We start from the raw sequence: 19,357 nt of genomic DNA on the forward strand, positions 1-19,357 counted from the left end.
ACACCTGCCAGGTAATTTACTAGACACTATAAAAATTTTACCAGACAAAATTAGTAGTTTAGGAGACAACATAGAAAAGCACCTCCTGGATGCCAGGAGGTGCTTTTGCTTCATGTTCATTTTTTGCCTTCAAGGTGCTGGTTATCTTCCCAAAAACGGAGCAGGTCACCGTATACCACTTTATCCGAAAGTTGCAGCTCTTTTTCAGCTTTCTCTTTCAGTGGGGCACAGGTTTTTGTTTCGATTTCTTCTCCGGTCGACTTGTCATAGCAGATATTTTCTTTTGCGGCATACGCATACTTATCGGTTACGACGCTACCGTCTCGGAATATAGCAAGATCTTCGCGTTCCTTGGAAAAGAGGTCGACTCCGAATTGGATATCATTACGTTCTTTTACTCCTAATAGGTGAAGAATAGTAGGTTTCAAGTCTACCTGGCTGCCCACGGTTTCCATTTCTTTTCCTTCCATACCAGGAATGTGAATGATCAATGGAACTTTCTGCAGCTGCATTTCCTCGAATGGACGGATTTCTTTATCCAGAATTTCACTCATGGCACGGTTGTGATTATCAGAGATACCGTAATGGTCTCCGTACATGATGAAAATGGTATCTTCATATTCGCCTTGTTCTTTCATCATATTGAAGAATTTCTTGACGGCTTCGTCCTGATAACGCATCGTCTGGAAGTAACGGTCGACGGTACCATCTCCGGTTTCTGCCGGTTTGATCATTTTTTCTTCTTCTTTATCCAGGATAAATGGATAGTGATGGGTAAGTGTAATGAACTTAGCATAATACGGCTTGTCCAACTCTTTGATCATCGGCATGGATTGTTCAAAGAATGGGATATCTTTCAGACCGTAATTGACCGAGTTTTCTTCTGTTACATCGTATTCTTCTTTCGAGAAGAAACGCTCATAACCAAGCGACTTGTACATGACATCGCGGTTCCAGAATGTGTCATGGTTACCATGGAAAGTCGCAGGCGTATATCCTTCTTTTTTCAAAATTTCCGGAGTCGCATTGAATTCATTTCCAGCATTCGTTGTGAACACCGCTCCCCGCGGCAATCCATACATCGAGTTATCCAGAAGGAACTCGGAATCAGATGTTTTCCCTTGTGCGGTATTATGGTAGAAGTTTTTAAAGTAAAAACTATCATCTGCAAGATCATTCAAAAATGGTGTGATTTCCTGGCCATGCAGTTTACGGTCAATGACAAAGTTCTGGGTCGATTCAAGTGATACCAGGACCACATTCTTTCCTGCTGCTTTACCATAGTATTTACCTTGTACGCCCATTTTACCTTGCTGTCCGTTTACATAGTTCAGCACTTCGGACAACTCATCACTATCTGCAAACACACGCTTCGATGATGTGTTAGCAGTCATGACACTATCATAGATGTGATAGTTATAGATTCCTAGAAGCTTGACAAGCTTCATCCGGTCAAATGTCCGAGTCAGCAGCTCAGGACGTTCTTTATCAGCTAAATTCAGGTTTACCGCAGCAATCCCGATTACTGCTGCATATAGCATGGCAACGGTACGCTTTTTGAAACGCATGCTTGGTTTCGTTTTCTTACTGACCATCCAGGCAATCAGGATGACAACATCAATCCAGTAAAGAATATCTGTTGGGTGGATTAACGCCTGGGCGCTTCCCCCCAGCTCGAGAAAGTTCTTATATTGCATCAATACCGGCAGCGTGATGAAATCACTGAAAAAGCGGAAATAAACGACGTTGGCAAACAGCACAAAGGTCATAAAAAAGTAGATGACCATAAATGCTTTATTGCGCAATTTTGGTGAAAAGAAAAACGATAATCCTAAGAAAAAGAGAATCGAACTGATTGGTGTAATGGCTAATATGAATTGTTGGGACTTGTTTTCAATGTCAAGTGTGAAAGCTGTTTTCAAAGCATAATAGGTTTTTGCCCATAAGAACACGATGGCTACCGTGAAGAATAGCCAGCCTTTCTTTAATAGACTCTTGTAATCATTCATCATGATGAACCTCCTGTTAATCTTTCATGACTAGCATAGTAGTTAAATTTAACAAATTTTTCTCGAAAAGTAAACATTTAAACGGGAATTATAAACGCTCTAACTTGTTATTCCCATGTAAATGAAAGATTAATCCTATATTTTTATTTTGTAATAGAATGTAAATTTTTATTGACCAAAGTGGTCTAATAGGAATATACTAAAGTCGACCGGAGTGGTCTAAAGCGGATAGGATCTCTATATGGATAGAAGGAGGGGGTCACACTGCCAAAGAAATTCATCAACTTAGATGAGATGAAACAGCGGATGATTTTAAATGCGGCTTTTCATGAATTTGCTGAAAAAGGCTTCGAGCAGGCATCAACCAACGCCATTGTCAAAGAAGCCGGCATCGGAAAAGGAATGCTTTTTTATTATTTTAAAAATAAACAAGGGCTTTATGAATACTTGATTGAATACACGCTCGATGTGATCATTCACGATTATTTAGAGCAGATTGATACAGAAGAACGGGATTTTATCGAGCGTTTTAAACAAGCTTCCCGTTTAAAAATGAAAGCGTTTCTAGAATACCCGGCTTTGTTCCGATTTGCGGGAACATTCATGCTGGATGAGGCATCGATTCCTGAAAAACTTAAGCCACGACTGGAAAAATTGCAGCAGCTGGGCTATGCCATGATGTATGAGAACATTGATACTTCTCTATTCCGGGATGACGTCGATGTAGAGAAAGCTTTCCAGTTGATCCGCTGGTCAATCGAAGGTTACCAGAATGAATTGAAGCAGCGGCTGCAAGGAGAGAATCTAGCTGCGATGGACTTTGATCCTTTATGGGAGGAGTTCTATGAATACCTGGAGGTTTTGAGAAAAAGTTTTTATTCCTAAGGGAGGGGTCAGGATGACTGTGTTAACAACCAATAGTCTGACAAAGCACTTTGGTAAGGTCAAAGCACTCAATGGGGTTGATATCGAGGTTCGGGAAGGTGAAGTGTTTGGGTTTATCGGTCCGAACGGTGCAGGTAAATCGACGACGCTCCGGATTTTGCTCGGCATGCTGAAAGCGACAGATGGGAGTGCCACGATTTTCGGAAAGGATGCCTGGAATGATGCGGTTCAGCTCCATGAACGGATTGCCTATGTGCCGGGGGATGTGAATCTATGGCCAAACCTCACTGGTGGTGAGGTCATCGATCTGTTCATCAAACTTCGAGGCGGCAAGCGGACAGAGCGCCGCGACGAGTTGATCCAACGGTTTCAATTGGATCCCACGAAAAAATGCCGGGCGTATTCAAAAGGGAACCGTCAAAAAGTAGCGCTGGTTGCTGCTTTTTCCTCTGATGCTGACCTGTATATATTGGATGAACCGACCTCCGGGCTCGATCCTTTGATGGAACGCGTCTTTCAGGAATGTGTCAATGAAGTGAAGCAGCAAGGAAAAAGTGTGCTCTTGTCGAGTCATATTTTATCAGAAGTGGAAAAGTTATGTGATCGGGTCGCCATCATCCGGGACGGACGAATCATTGAATCCGGCTCACTTGCTGACATGCGCCACCTGACGAGAACGCAGCTCCTTGTAGAAACAAGGCAGCCAATGACAGAGCTATCTTCACAGCCTGGTGTCCACCATGTAGAAGAAAAAGGGAGCGCTTTCGTTTTTCAGGTGGATTCAGAAAAGCTGGATCAGGTACTTTCTTATATCAGTACGTTTGGCATCGTCAAAATAGAAAGTGCACCACCGACCCTTGAGGATTTATTTATGCGCCACTATGAAGGAGTGGGAGGGGAAGGGTAATGAATAAACAATTGTATACTAATACAGGAGTGCTTACCTGGCTCGTCATCCGCCAGGACCGGATTAGACTGACGATCTGGCTGGCTGCTTTTATCGTAGCGAACCTGCTGGTTGCCAATGCTTTTTCCACGTTATACCCCGCCCAGGCCGAGCGGCAGGCAATGGCTGAAACGATGATGAACCCTGCGATTACTGCCATGGTCGGACCGGCATATGGCTTGGATAACTATACGGTCGGTGTCATGCTGGCACACGAGATGCTGCTGTTGACAGCAGTGGTGGTAGGCGTCATGAACATTCTGCTCGTAGCTCGTCATACACGGGCGGAAGAGGAAGACGGCAGAGTGGAACTGATTCGTGCCTTACCGACTGGAAGGCTGTCCAATGTCGCCTCTACTTTATTTGTTTTTGTAGGGACCAATGTCCTGCTGGCGCTGCTTGTCGCTGGTTCCCTGGTTATGCTGGGAATCGAAAGTATTGATGTTGCCGGCTCCATGTTGTACGGCGCATCGCTAGGTGTCACGGGAATCTTTTTTGCCGGACTTACAGCGGTATTCGCTCAATTGTCTGAAAGCGGGAGAGGTACGGTCGGTCTTGGGATGGCTGTACTGCTGATTGCTTATATGGTCCGTGCTATTGGAGATGTCAGCAGTGAAACGTTATCGATGTTTTCACCATTCGGCTGGATTGTACGGACAGAGACTTTCGTCAACAACTATTGGTGGCCTGTCTTCGCCACGCTTGGGATTTCCCTGATTTTAATGGGGACAGCGTTTTACTTGAATGGTATCCGTGATATGGAAGCGGGTTTTCTTCCAGCAAAAGCAGGTAAAAAACAGGCGTCACGTATGCTGCTCAGTCCGATCGGGCTCGCTGTGCGACTGCAGCGGACCGGAATCATTTCCTGGGCAATCGCAATGTTCGTGCTTGGGGCGTCGTATGGCTCGGTTCTTGGCGATTTGGAGTCGTTTTTTGCGGAAAATGAAATGATGCAGCAATTGCTGAACCCTGCCTCAGGCGTTTCCTTGACCGAGCAGTTCATGACGATGCTGATGGCGGTACTAGCGATGATCAGCACCATCCCGGCGATGATGTTCCTTTTGAAATTGAAAGGGGAAGAGGGAAAAGGCCGTGCCGCTCACCTTCTCGTCCGATCGGTTTCAAGGGTTCGGCTGCTTGGCAGCTTTCTCGCATTAGCACTTGCTGGGGGATGGGTGATGCTGTCATTGGCAGCGCTTGGTTTAGGAGTGGTTGGCAATGCTGTCATGGAAGAAGGCATTGCGTTAGGGACATTTTATCAATCGGCCATGGTTTATTTGCCTGCCATGTGGGTGATGCTCGGGCTTGCTGTGCTGCTGCTCGGCTGGGCTCCACGGGCCACAGTGGTCTCGTGGCTGTATCTGGTATATTCTTTTATCGTCGTCTATATGGGAGGATTATTCCAATTTAATGAATGGGTGGTAAATTTAAGCCCATTCGGCCATGTACCTGAGCTTCCGGTCGAGGAAGTCAGCTGGATGAGCCTGCTGGGATTGACCGGGGTTGCAATGCTTCTGCTTGTGGCGGGGGTAGTTGGATACCGGAAGCGTGATATCCAGGGCGGCTAGGGCTTACTGTTCTGCTTGTGGAACACGTGTTTACTAGACAATACTACTTTTTAATAGACATTTCCTCCGGTTTACTAGACAAAAGTGCACTTTCCACCCCTTGGCTTACCAGCCTGGGGGTTTTTTATTGGCTAAAATTATAAAATTTTCTTTTTGGGGGGTAACTTTCGGTAGTGGGTGCCATCCAGCTCCAGCGCCTGCCCCCTCAAGGCCTTAAGTCAATCCTCTCTGTGATTAGGAAAGCCTTCGTTTTCCTTATCCTTTAAACTTTTATTAAACTTAATTCGAATGAAAGTACAAAGAACGTCACGCCGAGGGCCGAGACTTGGCTTAAGCTTGTCGGGGGTGAACAAGGCGCTTGCGCATGTGTTCTGAAAAATAAACAGAGCATAAGGTTAGCAATTCAATTAATTGGGTAAAAGTCCTTTGCATTTTGTTGATGTAATACAAACGTAACTACATAATCATTGACTATGAATATTATATTTCATATTATTGTTAAAAATGAAATGAACATTCCATAAAGGAGCTGTTTAAAATTACTATGGATCGTAAATCGATGATATCGGAGAACACCAGGAAATCTGCTGAACTTTTCGAAAAAGCGGGAGAAGTCATCCCGGGAGGAGTTACAGCTCACATTAAGCACATCGCGCCTCACCCGCTGGTAATGGAAAAAGCGAAAGGAAGTAAGCTATATGATGTCGATGGTAATGCGTACATTGATTATCTGCTATCCTATGGAGCACTCATCCATGGCCATGGGCATGAGCGTGTCTACCAGGCAGTCATGAACCAGATGCAAACCGATGGAACCACGATTTTCGGTACCCCGCATCAACTGGAGATCACCATGGCGGAAAAATTGATCGATTTGTATCCGGGCATCGATATGGTGCGCTACACCAATTCCGGTTTGGAAGCAACACTGCTTGCGATCCGGACCGCGATGGCCTATACCGGAAAAACGAAACTGGCGAAGTTTGAAGGCCACTATCACGGTGGATATGATCAAGTGCTCTTGAGTGTCAATCCTGACCTTGGGCAGGCCGGGGATAAAGGAGCTCCAAAAGCAGTACCGGAGTCCAGCGGAATTCCAGAATATTATGTAGAAAATACAATCATGCTGCCATTCAATGACTTGGAGAATTCCGAGCGGATTTTACGTGAGCATCAAGATGACATCTCCGGTTTGATCTTAGAACCGGTTCAGGGAGGATTCATCCCGGCAAAGCAGGAGTTCATGGATGGTATCCGAAGAATCACAGAAGAACTGGGTATCGTATTAATTTTTGATGAAGTGAAAACCGGCTTTCGCCTGGGGTTAGGTGGCGCACAGGAAGTGTACGGGATCGAGCCGGATCTGACGGCGCTAGGAAAAGTGCTTGGCGGCGGATTTCCGGTCGGTGCCATTGGAGGAAAGCGGGACTTCATGATGACGACAGCCGTCGATGACAGCCGTGATATTTTGACTGCGGGTGCAGACAATACGAACAAAAAACAATCTGTTTTCCACAGCGGGACGTACAACGGCCATCCGACCGTACTCGCCGCCGGATTGGCGACCATTGAAGTGTTGGAACAACAAGGAACGATGGATGAATTATTTAAAAAAACGCAGGATTTGCGCAATAAATTAGAGACGGTCTATCGAAAACATGGTCTGACCATGCAGACAGTCGGTATGAAAAGCATCTTTAATATCATTTTGACAGATACACCAATTTACAATTACCGCGCCATGGATCAGCACGATGCCAATTTACGAAAAGAAATCGATTATGAATTACTGAAGCTTGGCATCTATACGAAACCGATGAACCGCTATTCGATGTCGACGGTACACACCGAAGAAGATATCCAGCGGACCATCGATGCGCATAACGAAGCGATTCGACGCGTTTTGAATAACTAAGCAGTCAGGGGCGAAAGCAATCATCATTGGTTCGCCCTTTTAACTTGCAGTTCCCATAAGAAAAAATTAATCTGAACGAAGGAAGGAGTGTTGGAACGATGGAAAATGTCTATCAACAAATCGCCGGAAAAATGAGTGGGTTGAGCAAGTCACACGTCCGGATTGCTACATATATTTTAGAGAACCAGACAACGGCTCCGTTTTTGACCGTCGGTAAATTGGCGAAAATGGCAGGAGTCGGTGACGCTACTGTCGTCAGGTTTGCTACCTCACTCGGCTATTCTGGCTACGCAGAGATGCAGCAATTCATGCAAAGTTCCGTGCAGAAGCAGCTGACCACTGCGGAGCGGTTGAAGATGTCGGAAGAAGTGTATGATAAAGAAGCTTCCGGAGTCTATGAAGTTTTCCAGGATGACATCTCCAACATTCAGGCGACGATGGAGAAAATGGATGAACAGGCATTCCATCAGGCGGTGGATTCCCTGGTGCGGGCCAGAAAGGTTTACATCATCGCCAATCGCAGTGCCAGCTCGCTTGGGGTGTTTTTGCACTATTACCTGAATATTATCCTGAAAAATTCGGAATTGCTCCAGTCGGTGGAAGCATCCGCGGAAAAATTGTCCGACCTAGAAGAAGAGGACGTCGTCATCGGTATCAGTTTTTCCAGGTATACGAAAAGTACCATACAAATGTTCAGCTATGCCAAGGAAAAGAAGGCTGCCACCATTGCGATTACCGATAATTTATTATCGCCGCTTGTCCCACATGCAGATATCCCACTGGCTGCTTCCAGTCAGATGCCGAGTCTCATCGACTCATTTGTGGCGCCGCTCAGCCTGATTAACGCTTTGATCACGTTCGTCGGGAAAGAAAAGCAGGTGGATATACATGAGCGGCTCGATGTGCTGGAAGGAATCTGGGATCATTTTGAAGTGTTTGATAACCGGAAATAATAATAGAACCCAGGAGGGATGGAAGGTGAGAAAAGTAGAAGTTGTCGACTATAATAAGCTCTGGCCGGAGGAGTTTAAGAAGGAAGCGGAGAGCCTGCGGACCATTATGGAGAGCATACTCATGAATATCCATCATATCGGAAGTACATCCGTAGCAGGTCTTCCGGCAAAACCGGTGATCGATATCATGCCGGTCGTGAAGAAGATCGAGCATGTGGATCCGTATAATGAAGCAATGGAAGCGATTGGCTATGAGGCGAAAGGGGAGCATGGAATCCCGAGCCGCCGTTTTTTTAAGAAAGGGGGAGACGATCGTACCCATCATGTCCATGTATTCGAGTCGGGAAGTCCTGATATCGAACGTCATCTGGCATTCCGCGATTATATGAGAAGCCATCCTGAGGAAGCGGAAGCATATGGACAATTAAAAATAGATCTGGCGAGAAAATCCCCAACAGATATCCAAGCGTATATGGATGGTAAGGACTCATTTATCAAAGATAGAGAGCGCCGGGCGCTTGCCTGGTACCGAAAACAGCAGCAATAAATACGAGGGTCGCGTGAAATAAGTAATGGCGCTAAACAGTGCGATAAATGCACGATTATGATGATTTTCGCGCGAATCACACACGTGCAGCGCGAAAAAAGAGAAAGGATGAAAAAGTTGAAACCTCTATGGCTATTCGCCCGTACCTAATAATAAGCGTCTAACAAGGAAGGAGGAAGCAGCGTGTTTGAAGTGTTATTTGATCTCCCATTAAATTTGCATATCTATGCCTTGGTTATGGCTGCACTGCTGCCGATCTCCTTCCATGTTTTTAGCCATTATTTTGAAGGCTCTTACTTAAAAGGGTTAGCTTTTGAAACAGACACGGGCTTTGAACGGCCGATCGTCAAGGGGGACTTGTACTGTCTTGATTTACTAAAAGATACACAAGTGGTTATCATCACAAAGTGTGTCAAACGAAAAGAGGCTCCTGATGGCGATCAGGACGACCACCATACTCTTCTTACACAATAGATTTTAAAATTTGTGAGGAGGAGTAGCGTGAAACGTTTGGTGTTATTAGGAAGCTTATTGATGATGGTGTTAAGTGGATGTTCAGGAAGCGGAGAAAATGGAGGTAGTTTTCTCCGAGATATTTTCGTCGATCCATTCAGTTTTTTGATTGAATACACAGCAATACTGTTTGATGGCAGCTTTGGCATCGCCATTGTATTGATTACGATTCTGATCCGGTTAGTGCTTATGCCTTTTACGTTGAAGCAATATAAAAACCAGCAGCATATGAAAGAGAAAATGAGCGTCATGCAGCCGGATATGAAGATCATCCAGGAGAAACTAAAAGGAACAGATAAACGGGAAGAACAGCTGAAACTGCAGCAGGAAATGATGGAGCTTTATAAGAAACATGGTGTCAATCCCATGTCCATGGGCTGTCTGCCACTCCTGATCCAAATGCCGGTGCTGATGGGGGTTTATTATGCGATACAAAGCTCTGAGGAAATTGCATCGCATTCTTTCCTCTGGTTCAGCCTTGGCGGGCCGGATATTCCTTTGGCGTTGATCGCTGGGGTCATTTACTTTTTCCAATTTAGAGTACAGCAAAAGATGATGCCGACAGATCCAGCAAATAAGAACCCGATGATGCGCTGGATGGGGTTGATATCTCCCGTAATGATCCTCGTGATTTCCTTTAATATGCCGGCCGCGCTGCCATTGTACTGGTCTGTAGGAGGATTGTTCCTGATGGTGCAAACCTGGCTTGCAGGGAACATGGGGATTCGCAGTTCTAAAGCAGCGAATCAAGAATAACCATGGTTGAAAAGAGGCACGTTCCACTCCGAACGTGCCTTTTTGGCAAAAAGGGGGAGTATCAATGGTAAAAGGCCTCATTTACACGATAAGCCTGCTTATTTTATCGGTATTATTATTTTACATTGTCAACCAGTCCTTACTTGCTGAAACTTCATCGATCGCTTTTTTCCTGGCCATGATCGTCAGTCACTTGATTTTGGAAAAGAATCAATGGTTCATCGAGGTGCTGACAAAGGAGATCACCGCTTCAAAAACCAATGAATGGGAAGGAAAATGACTATGTGGTTATTTTTAGGGTTACTTGCCCTGTTAGCCTCGCCTTTGGCAATCATGCTGATCCGCGAAAAATTCGGGTGGGATACAAACCGCTTTTACGGGGATGAGCTGAATAAAGAAAAGCGCACCTTAAAAGATGAGGCTTATAATAAGAGCGCTAAGCATGTCAGCGGTCATGATTTCGGAGGAAGCAATCATAATCATGAGGGCGATGGCTTTCACTGAAGATTAACACCTCCGAGAACCCTAAGTTTCCATAAGATAATTATGTTAACTTAATGCTGAATTGTTCAAGCAAATCTTTAAAAGCAGGCCGTTCATTGCCGTTTCGTCCCGTGACGTGTTCTGCGGTCACTAAAGAATTCAACACCGCTTCTTCTGTCGCTTCTCCAATCGCACGAAAAGCTGTGTCGATATCCTCTTCGTGAATCGTAGGGATGGTAAGCGGCTGAGCAGGTTTATCGTGCGGTATTTTTGTAGCTGTGGAAAAACCAAGTACGATGTCACCACTGCCATGTCCGATGATCGCCCCTGTCCGGGACAGTCCCGTGACCGATCGTTTGAGAATCCGGTTCAGCTGCCGCTCCGATACCGGGAGATCAGTCGCGACAATCACCATCACCGATCCTTTGTCTTTTTGTTCCCAGGAATCGAGGAGAGCCTGCTTTAATTCCTGTCCGACTGGGTTTCCATTTACACGCAGGTCGCTCAGCATCCCGAAGTTCGTTAAAACGAGCACTCCCATCGTATACACACCATGATCAAAATCCATCAGTCGCGATGCCGAACCAATGCCGCCTTTCAGTGAATAACAAAGCATTCCCCGGCCGGCACCGACCGCTCCTTCTTCAAATTCAGCAGCGGTATGCTGGAGTGCTTCTAAGACATGTTCTTTCTGAACAGCCTGGGCATGAATATCATTCAAAAACATATCGTTGCATTCGCCAATGGCGGGATTCACCGTGCCGGTCGTCCGTCCGATCTCCGGGTTCTGTTTCATCGTATCTGCAATTAACGCATCCGCAGCCTTTCCGACACTTGCTGTGTTGGTCAATACGATCGGCGTTTCAAGCGTGCCGAGCTCATTGATCTGGATGGTTCCGATCGTTTTTCCAAACCCGTTGATGACATGGCTTGCTGCGATCAATTTTTCTTTGAAGATGTTGCCCTGGTGGGGGAGTATAGCAGTCACGCCTGTCTGTATATCCTGATCGCTCAATGTCACATGGCCGACAGTAACTCCTGCGACATCTGTAATTGCATTGAGTGATCCAGTATTCAATCGTCCGATTTTCACGCCATAATCGGGTATTCTTTTTTGCTCATACATAAAAAACACCTTGCCTTCTATTAAACGATTTCATTCATTGTATCACTATTTTTATTGATGCACCGTACGGGAGGTAAGTCAAATGATAGTTAGAAAAACGGTCGCCATTATCAATGCGATCCTCACAGGCATCTTAGTTATCCTGATTTCTACCTTTTTCGCTTCTGGTGGAATAGGAGAAAATTATACCGATCAAACGTTTGTCGCTCCAGAATTTTTTGCCATTCTTGTTATATGGGCAATAGGTGCCTTGTTGGTTGTATGGATGTTCTTTAAGAAATCGCTATATCTGTTTATTTTGTCACTGATCATCACGTGGCTGTCTATCCCGGTGGGCATTAAACTGGCTGCATACCTTGCGTATATTTTTGCTTGATTCAGAATTTTTTCATCTTTTATCCCAGTAAAGCTTTAAATTAAAATCAATTAGGCGTACAATGGATAATAATCTTAAACCTCCACCTGGCTGGGGGTCCTTTTTTACCCAAATTACTTACTAAACTAATTTAATCGCATAAGGAGTCATGAACATGAAAAATAATGCACTTACGATCGTAGAGAGTAAAACGAAACAGCCAAAGCCGAATACGGATCAGATTCCATTTGGCCGAACCTTCACCGATCACATGTTTGTCATGGACTACCATGAAGACAGAGGCTGGTATGAGCCGCGCATTGTACCATATGAGCCGTTGACGCTGGATCCAGCCGCGATGATTTTCCATTATGGGCAGACAGTTTTTGAAGGGTTAAAGGCCTATCGTTCCGGAGACCGCGTGCTTTTGTTCCGCCCGGAAAAGAACCTGGAGCGTTTGAACCGTTCCAGCGACCGGTTGAGCATCCCGCCAATCGATGAAGAAGAAGTGATGGGGTACCTGGAAGAACTGATCAGCCTGGAAAAAGACTGGGTGCCGGACACACCAGGTACATCTTTATATATCCGCCCGTTCATCATCGGTACGGAGCCAAATCTATCGGTTGCTCCATCCAAAACGTATAAGCTGATGATCATCTTGTCTCCGGTTGGTTCCTATTTTTCAGGCGGTTTGACTCCGGTCAAAATCCGCGTCGAAGATAAGTTCACGCGTGCCGTCAAAGGCGGTACCGGTATGGCGAAGACAGCCGGAAACTATTCAGCGGCATACCAGGCGCAAAAGCAGGCCTATCAGGAAGGAAAGGCTGATGTCCTGTGGCTCGATGGCGTCGAAAAGCGGTACATCGAAGAAGTCGGCAGCATGAACATTTTCTTCAAAATCAACGGAGAAGTTGTGACACCTGCATTGAGCGGAAGCATCCTGCAGGGGATTACGAGAATGTCCGTTATTGAACTGTTGGAAAAGTGGGAAATTCCTGTCACGGAACGGAGAATTTCTATTGAAGAACTCTACCAATATTACGAAGAAGGTGTATTGGAAGAAGCGTTTGGGACTGGTACTGCTGCTGTCATCTCCCCGGTTGGCGAGTTGAACTGGCTTGGCAAGGAAATGGTGATTAACAACCACGAAATAGGCGAACTATCGCAAAAACTTTATGACACGATTACCGGCATCCAAACGGGTAAACTGGAAGACACCCCAGGTTGGACTGTCGAAGTGAAGTAACAGAAAACCTACATCCTCCTGCCCTCTACGGGTAAGGAGGATGTTTTCTAATTTTAAGGGGACCAGTGTTATGGAGTGTATAATCTCCAGTTTCCTCAAAAGGAAAGATAATGGTTGAGTATTATTCACGTCTGGTGTTTCCATGGACTTTTAGAACAAACTACAGCCCGAACAAAAGTCCTCCTTTCCTGCATAAATAGATGCAGGGAGGGGGGCTTGTTTTTTTGTAAAAAACCCCATTGCCCCAGCAAATATAGCTCCTGAGTTTTAATTTTACAATTCTATAACAAACCTGCTCTTCTCTCCTTTACACTAGAAAGGTAGAATAGACAAAAACGATCATAGGAGTGAGAGATATGAAGAGAGCTTTACCAATTACGGTCCTGATTGCGATGGTTCTATCCTTTTACGGGCTCGTGCCAGAAGAGAACCAACAAGCCCATGCGGCTGTTTCAGGAGAAGTAGTTATTAATGAAGTGGCATGGATGGGCACGACTGCAAGTTATAATGATGAATGGATAGAGCTGCATAATCCGACCAGTCAGGATATTGACCTTACCGGGTGGAGTCTGGACGCCCAGGATGGCACACCTGCTATCCATCTGTCCGGCACGATTCCTGCTAACAGCTATTACATATTAGAAAGAACGGATGATTCAACTGTTTCCGGAGTAGCTGCTGACTTGATCTATTCTGGCAGTCTATCTAACACCGGAGAAGCTTTAGAGCTTCGCGGTGAAACAGACAATATTATCGATGAAGTGGATGCCTGGCATGCCGGTGATAATGATACGAAAGCTACGATGGAGCGGGTTGATCCAGCCAAAAGTGGAACAGATGCAAATAACTGGGCAGATGCCACCACTGACTATACGGAAGGAATTGGTACACCAAAAGCAGCGAATTCCAATGCAGGCAACTCTGTTTGTGCGGATAAGACCGAGAATTTATCGAATGTATCAGAGGCAGAAGGTGCGATTAACGTATTTTTTAACAAATGTGCGGACAATCAATATGCGAGTTTTGGAAATGAAGCGAATGATCATGTCAATTTGGAAGAGCAGTTGATCGAAAGGCTGAATAGCGCGACGACTAGTATCGACTTTGCAACATATGAAATCAATCTTCCACGGATTGTCGATACCCTGATTACAAAAGCAGCAGAAGGGGTGGATGTCCGAGTCATAGCGGATGCCAAAGATGCATCTGATCCCCATTATACGGAACGGTATAAAACGATGCGGTTATATGTTGAAAAAATGGTCCGAGGCCAGGATAACACAATCGGGACAGCCGATGATATCCATGTATTCTCTGATTCCCCCATGATGGCAGTGGAAGATAGCGCGGCAAGGACAGAGAAGGGGTTGCCTTCTGATGCGAACGATATTCCGAAAGTGACGGTTGAAATCGGCAACAGTACACAAACCGGACGCCTTTTTGTAGAAGCGGAAGAGAAGGACAGTAATGCTTACTATTCACCAGGAAACCAGATGCATAATAAATTTGCAGTGGTGGATGATCGTTGGGTCTTCACAGGAAGCTGGAACTTTACGGTGACTGGATTATATGGATCGGAAGCCAATATGGACGCAAGAATTCTCGATGGTAACCAGCAGCATGTAGTCGAAATTAACTGGCCAGAGCTTGCTGGAATCTATGATACGGAATTCAATGAAATGTGGGGCAGTACAGGGATGACTCCTGATAAAGTGACCTCCAATTTCAGTTCCCGGAAAGTCGATAATACGGTGCATCACGTGAATATCAATGGTGTTCCAGTTGAAATCTATTTTTCGGCAGGGGATGACGCGGTCGGAAGAATGACAGAGTTTGTGAAAAATGAGGCTGATCTTAATACGTATTTTTCCATATTCGCCTGGAGCGATCAGGCGCTAGTCGACGAGTTGAAGTATAAATGGGAAGGGTCGTATAACGATATGCAAGGTTCGTTGACCGGTTTCGATATAAAAGGAGTATTCGACACCAGCTTCTGGAACCAGTGGTGGTCCGCAAGTGTTGATATGACAGGTCGTACTGCATCACAGGAAAGTACGAATAACCCGAATACCCGCTGGGCTAATCCGGCTCCTGTCTATCAAGATGAGGAAGCTCGTAAGCTTCATAGTAAAACCATGTTGGTTGATGCAGATACAAGCAGTGATCCTACTGTGATTGTCGGGTCGACGAACTGGAGCAACAATGGCAATAATGTCAATGATGAAAACATGTTGTTCATCCACGATGCAGCAATAACCAATCAATTTTTACAAGAATTCCACGCCCGCTATGAGCAGGCAGGAGGAACCATGCAATAAAATTATAAGCAGCAGCACCCCGGGACATCCATTATCTGGAGGACCTGGGGTGCTGCTTTTTTCTGGACAATTTCTGTCTATACTAGACAGTGTTGGCAGAATACTAGACATTTTGGAAATAATACTAGACATTTTTGCAGATTTACTAGACAAGAAATGCGTATACTAGACACACCAGAGCGATCACACAACGGCACCCCCGGGGTGTAATTTATGATTAGGAATGCTGCAGGGCGGGTACTTTCATGGTGCCGGTTTCCTTGAAAAGGGTGTGCCATTCGAAGACCTTTTCCAGCACGTGCGGCGTCTGGCCGCCTTTTTCCCATGCCTCTTCATAATAGGCATATAGCTGATCTCGGTACATAGGGTGCGCGCAGTTTTCGATGATCAATGGCACGCGTTCTTTTGGTGCCAGGCCACGCAGGTCCGCGTGTCCTTGTTCTGTTACAATCACATCGACATCATGTTCGGTATGATCGACATGAGAAACGAACGGTACGACGCTTGAAATGTCCCCATTTTTTTCAAACGATTTCGTGACAAAAATAGCGAGACGTGAATTTCGCGTGAAGTCACCGGAACCGCCAATGCCATTCATCATCTTGGTGCCGAGCACATGGGTCGAGTTGACGTTTCCATAAATATCGACTTCAAGCGGCGTATTGATCGAAATCAGACCTAACCTGCGGATGATTTCCGGATGGTGGAGATTTCCTGCGGACGCAGCAGCAGCCGGTCACGATAGCGGTCGATATTCCCATAGACTTCTTCAAGTTTGGATTCAGAAAGGGTAATCGAACAGCCGGAGGCGAACTTGATTTTTCCGGCATCAAGCAGGTCGAAAACAGCATCCTGTAATACCTCGGAATAGACTTCCAGGTCCGTGAACTCTGAATCGAGCAAGCCATGGAACACGGCATTGGCAACTGAGCCAATGCCGGATTGTAAGGGTGCCAGATTCTCAGGAAGCCGTCCGATTTCTACCTCTTTTCGCAAAAAGTCAATCAGATGGTTCGCCATCGTTGCTGTCTCTTCATCTGGCGGAACAATGGTCGATGGCGAGTCCGGCTGCTCGGTGATGACGATTCCCTTAATTTTATCTATATCGACCTGGATGCCGGTCGTGCCGATGCGGTCGTCGACTTCGGTCAACGGAATCGGCTGACGTTCTCCTTGCGCCCCTAATTCATAGATGTCATGCAAGCCCTCAAACGCTTCAGACTGAGCCAGGTTCAATTCAACAATCACATGTTCTGCTTGCTCCGCAAAAATAGAAGAATTACCAACAGAAGTGGACGGAATGATCATCCCCTCCTCAGTAATTGATACCGCTTCCACTATGGCGTAATCAATCGGATTCAAAACATCCTGACGAATCGCTTCTGCGGTGTGGGAAAGGTGCTGGTCGACGAACAGCATGTCTCCCTGGTTAATTTCATTGCGCATCGTTTTGTCGGCCTGGAACGGCAGACGTTTATGCACCATTCCGGCTTCCGCCATCAGGCGGTCGATATCTGAGCCAAGGGAAGCCCCAGTATATACGTTCACTTTCAAATGTTCTGCCTTCGCTTTTTCAACGAGAGCGGAAGGGACTGCCTTAGCATCACCGGCACGGGTAAACCCGCTCAATCCAAGTGTCATCCCGTCCGTTATCCAGGAAGCGGCTGTTCCCTCAGAAACAATTCGATCTTCCAGTCGTTTATCTCGTAATCGTTGTTCATAAGTGTGTGTCATACCAAAACCTCCATGCTGTAATTTTCTTATAATTCTAACGTCTACCCGCGCTCATCTCTTGGGGTTTGGTATGAAAAGGCTTAAATTCGTACTAAAATAGAAAATTTATAACATAACTAAGAAAAATCAGAATGAAAGAATCCTGCGGAATTGGCTCGCGTACGTCTGACTTACCGGAATCTTTGTCCCATCCTTCATGACCAATAGAAACGTCGAATGGGAATCCGGCTGTATTTCCACAATATAATTGACGTTGATAATGTAAGAACGATGACAGCGTAAAAACATTTCCTCCGGCAAGTGGAATTCCACTTCGCTCAATGTGAATTTATGCGTACCTGTTCCTCGTTCTGATTGGACCCAGGTTTTCCGGTTGTGCGCTTCTAAAAACATGACTTCCTCATATGGAACCGGCATCCAGCGATCCTCCATATGAGGGTCAGGAACTTGGACAGAAATTTCAATTGCTTGGATGGTAAAATCGCTGTGACACAGCCCTTTGGATTACCCGAATCGATAATTGGCACCGAGGTACCGAAGTAGGGGGTGCCGAACACCTTGCCATTGATGTGATCCGACGTCTTTTTCCGTACGCTGAGCGCCTTGAACGTCACGGTATTTTCATTTATTTTATCACCGGGTTTGATTTTCAGATCGATATGCTTGCTCGGTTTATAATAGATGAATTGCTGAGCATCAGACACAGCAATAGAAGCTTCTTTCGGGAATAATTCCTTGAATGATTCTACCATCGAAGATATGGAAAAGTAGTTCATCTAAATCCTTCTTTAACTCTGTCATTACTAAAATTATAGCCATGTTTTTATCAGGAAGGAAAGCAATACCATCCTTTAGAATGAGAAAAAATGTAGCTTATCATTTTTAGAAAGCAGGGGGATACTATCGTAAATACTTCTGAAAAAGGGAGGGATAACAATGAAGTTCGGCAGTCATGTTTCGATTCGGGATGGCTATTTGGGAGCGGCAAAACAGGCAGCGGCAATGAATGCTGCTGCTTTTCAGTATTTCCCGAAAAACCCACGCAGCCTTTCCGTCAAAGCCTTCCACCAGGATGATGCCAGGCTCTGCAGAGAATTTTGTATGGAAAAAGGAATTGTCTCTGTATCTCACACCCCTTATCCAACCAGCCTGACCCCGGCAGATAATGCAAAGAGGAAGCAGGTGGTAGAGTCATTATTGAATGATCTCGAAATCACGGATGCCTGTGGTTCCATTGGCGTGGTTGTCCATTTCGGCAAGCGTATCGATGATGGCGAACCGCTCGTCAGCTACCAGTTAATGATTGCTGTCCTCAATGAAGTTCTTTCTCAATGGGACGGAGGATGTAAAATACTGCTCGAAAATAATGCCGGAAAGCCGGGTTCCATGGGGACAACGTTAGAGGAACTCGTCCAGGTGCGGAGTCTTTGTGACCAGCCAGAAAGAATCGCGTTCTGTCTCGATACTTGTCATGCGTTTGCCAGTGGCCTTTGGAACGGAGACAACTGGAATGAAGTGCTGGAAAAAGGAATGGAGCTTGATTATTTCAATCATCTGGAAGCCATTCATTTCAATAATTCCAAATATGATACCGGCTCAGGAAAGGACCGTCATGCTAATATTTTAGGAGAGGATGGTTACATAACAGAGGAGCAGTTTGACCAATTGATCACTACCCCGCAGCTTGCAGACCTTCCGTTCATTTTAGAAACCCCAAAAGAAACCTCGACACATGAAGCGGAAATCAAACAACTGCAAAATAAATGGGGAGCAGAATAATCAATTGGAACGCGTGGCTTATGCCATGCGTTTTTTTTTTTTGAGAAAAAATGAGCTGCTTATATGCGCCACCTCCCCCCTTATGAGAGACACTTCTTGAAAAGCTTCGTTCCGCCCCCTGATACCCTCATTACCTCCTGCCCTAAAAAAGGCTGGTCCAATTCGGAGCTTCCTATTTGGTTAATAAACACCTGGGGAGTAAGTGAGTTCCTAGTTGTGACTTT

At 45.5% G+C, this 19,357-nt stretch carries 16 protein-coding genes and 2 pseudogenes; 14 read left to right on the forward strand and 4 right to left on the reverse strand.

Annotation, left to right across the window (positions count from 1 at the left end; genetic code table 11):
- Positions 1-116: 116 nt before the first annotated feature.
- Entirely contained in the window at positions 117-2,009 is a 1,893-nt protein-coding gene (locus tag BLV00_RS14150; RefSeq protein WP_093045720.1) for an LTA synthase family protein, read from the reverse strand.
- 294 nt (positions 2,010-2,303) lie between these two features.
- On the opposite strand from BLV00_RS14150, the gene BLV00_RS14155 reads away from it, so the two are divergent.
- The 10 genes from BLV00_RS14155 to BLV00_RS14200 all read left to right on the forward strand — a co-directional run bounded on the left by BLV00_RS14155 (position 2,304) and on the right by BLV00_RS14200 (position 10,596).
- Entirely contained in the window at positions 2,304-2,894 is a 591-nt protein-coding gene (locus BLV00_RS14155) for a TetR/AcrR family transcriptional regulator (RefSeq protein ID WP_093045627.1), read from the forward strand.
- Positions 2,895-2,907: 13 nt separating this feature from the next.
- On the forward strand, positions 2,908-3,801 hold the full coding sequence (locus tag BLV00_RS14160) for an ABC transporter ATP-binding protein (protein WP_093045628.1): 894 nt from the start codon (positions 2,908-2,910) through the stop codon (positions 3,799-3,801).
- A complete protein-coding gene (locus tag BLV00_RS14165) occupies positions 3,801-5,408 on the forward strand; it encodes an ABC transporter permease (protein WP_093045629.1) in 1,608 nt (535 codons plus the stop codon). Before BLV00_RS14160 ends, BLV00_RS14165 begins: the two co-directional genes overlap by 1 nt.
- Before the next feature lie 544 nt (positions 5,409-5,952).
- Positions 5,953-7,323, forward strand: a complete 1,371-nt coding sequence (locus BLV00_RS14170) for an aspartate aminotransferase family protein (protein WP_093045630.1) — start codon at positions 5,953-5,955, stop codon at positions 7,321-7,323.
- A 98-nt stretch (positions 7,324-7,421) separates the two neighbouring features.
- Positions 7,422-8,276 (forward strand): MurR/RpiR family transcriptional regulator, encoded by an 855-nt coding sequence (locus BLV00_RS14175; protein ID WP_093045631.1) that lies wholly within the window; start codon positions 7,422-7,424, stop codon positions 8,274-8,276.
- Positions 8,277-8,301: 25 nt separating this feature from the next.
- A complete protein-coding gene (locus BLV00_RS14180) occupies positions 8,302-8,823 on the forward strand; it encodes a GrpB family protein (protein ID WP_218131909.1) in 522 nt (173 codons plus the stop codon).
- A gap of 183 nt (positions 8,824-9,006) precedes the next feature.
- The gene (locus tag BLV00_RS14185) at positions 9,007-9,297 is read left to right on the forward strand and encodes a hypothetical protein (protein WP_093045632.1); all 291 of its coding nucleotides are present in this window, start codon (positions 9,007-9,009) and stop codon (positions 9,295-9,297) included.
- A gap of 27 nt (positions 9,298-9,324) precedes the next feature.
- Positions 9,325-10,092: a membrane protein insertase YidC gene (gene yidC / locus BLV00_RS14190; RefSeq protein WP_245728978.1), complete on the forward strand. Its 768-nt coding sequence runs from the start codon at positions 9,325-9,327 to the stop codon at positions 10,090-10,092.
- 64 nt (positions 10,093-10,156) lie between these two features.
- Positions 10,157-10,372 carry a hypothetical protein gene (locus BLV00_RS14195; RefSeq protein ID WP_093045633.1) on the forward strand — a complete coding sequence of 72 codons (216 nt, stop codon included), beginning with the start codon at positions 10,157-10,159 and terminating at the stop codon, positions 10,370-10,372.
- 2 nt (positions 10,373-10,374) lie between these two features.
- Complete coding sequence (locus tag BLV00_RS14200) at positions 10,375-10,596, forward strand: hypothetical protein (RefSeq protein ID WP_093045634.1); 222 nt, start codon at positions 10,375-10,377, stop codon at positions 10,594-10,596.
- Positions 10,597-10,636: 40 nt separating this feature from the next.
- Here the strand turns inward: BLV00_RS14200 and BLV00_RS14205 are convergent, their stop codons facing one another.
- A complete protein-coding gene (locus tag BLV00_RS14205; RefSeq protein ID WP_093045635.1) occupies positions 10,637-11,701 on the reverse strand; it encodes a DmpA family aminopeptidase in 1,065 nt (354 codons plus the stop codon).
- A gap of 82 nt (positions 11,702-11,783) precedes the next feature.
- On the opposite strand from BLV00_RS14205, the gene BLV00_RS14210 reads away from it, so the two are divergent.
- From BLV00_RS14210 to BLV00_RS14220, 3 genes are all read left to right on the forward strand, one after another.
- A complete protein-coding gene (locus tag BLV00_RS14210) occupies positions 11,784-12,077 on the forward strand; it encodes a hypothetical protein (RefSeq protein ID WP_093045636.1) in 294 nt (97 codons plus the stop codon).
- A 154-nt stretch (positions 12,078-12,231) separates the two neighbouring features.
- Positions 12,232-13,302, forward strand: coding sequence for a branched-chain amino acid aminotransferase (locus BLV00_RS14215; protein WP_093045637.1), 1,071 nt, complete (start codon positions 12,232-12,234; stop codon positions 13,300-13,302).
- 356 nt (positions 13,303-13,658) lie between these two features.
- Entirely contained in the window at positions 13,659-15,620 is a 1,962-nt protein-coding gene (locus BLV00_RS14220) for a phospholipase D-like domain-containing protein (protein WP_093045638.1), read from the forward strand.
- Positions 15,621-15,837: 217 nt separating this feature from the next.
- Here BLV00_RS14220 and scpC read toward each other — a convergent pair.
- Positions 15,838-17,354 (reverse strand): annotated as a pseudogene (gene scpC, locus BLV00_RS14225) (succinyl-CoA:acetate CoA-transferase ScpC).
- 126 nt (positions 17,355-17,480) lie between these two features.
- Positions 17,481-18,130: pseudogene (locus BLV00_RS22770) on the reverse strand (LytTR family DNA-binding domain-containing protein).
- 160 nt (positions 18,131-18,290) lie between these two features.
- Between BLV00_RS22770 and BLV00_RS14235 the strand changes: the two are divergent.
- Positions 18,291-19,133 carry a deoxyribonuclease IV gene (locus tag BLV00_RS14235; RefSeq protein ID WP_093045639.1) on the forward strand — a complete coding sequence of 281 codons (843 nt, stop codon included), beginning with the start codon at positions 18,291-18,293 and terminating at the stop codon, positions 19,131-19,133.
- Positions 19,134-19,357: the final 224 nt, after the last annotated feature.

The sequence above is a fragment of the Thalassobacillus cyri genome, from assembly GCF_900107755.1.
Lineage (GTDB): Bacteria > Bacillota > Bacilli > Bacillales > Halobacillaceae > Thalassobacillus > Thalassobacillus cyri.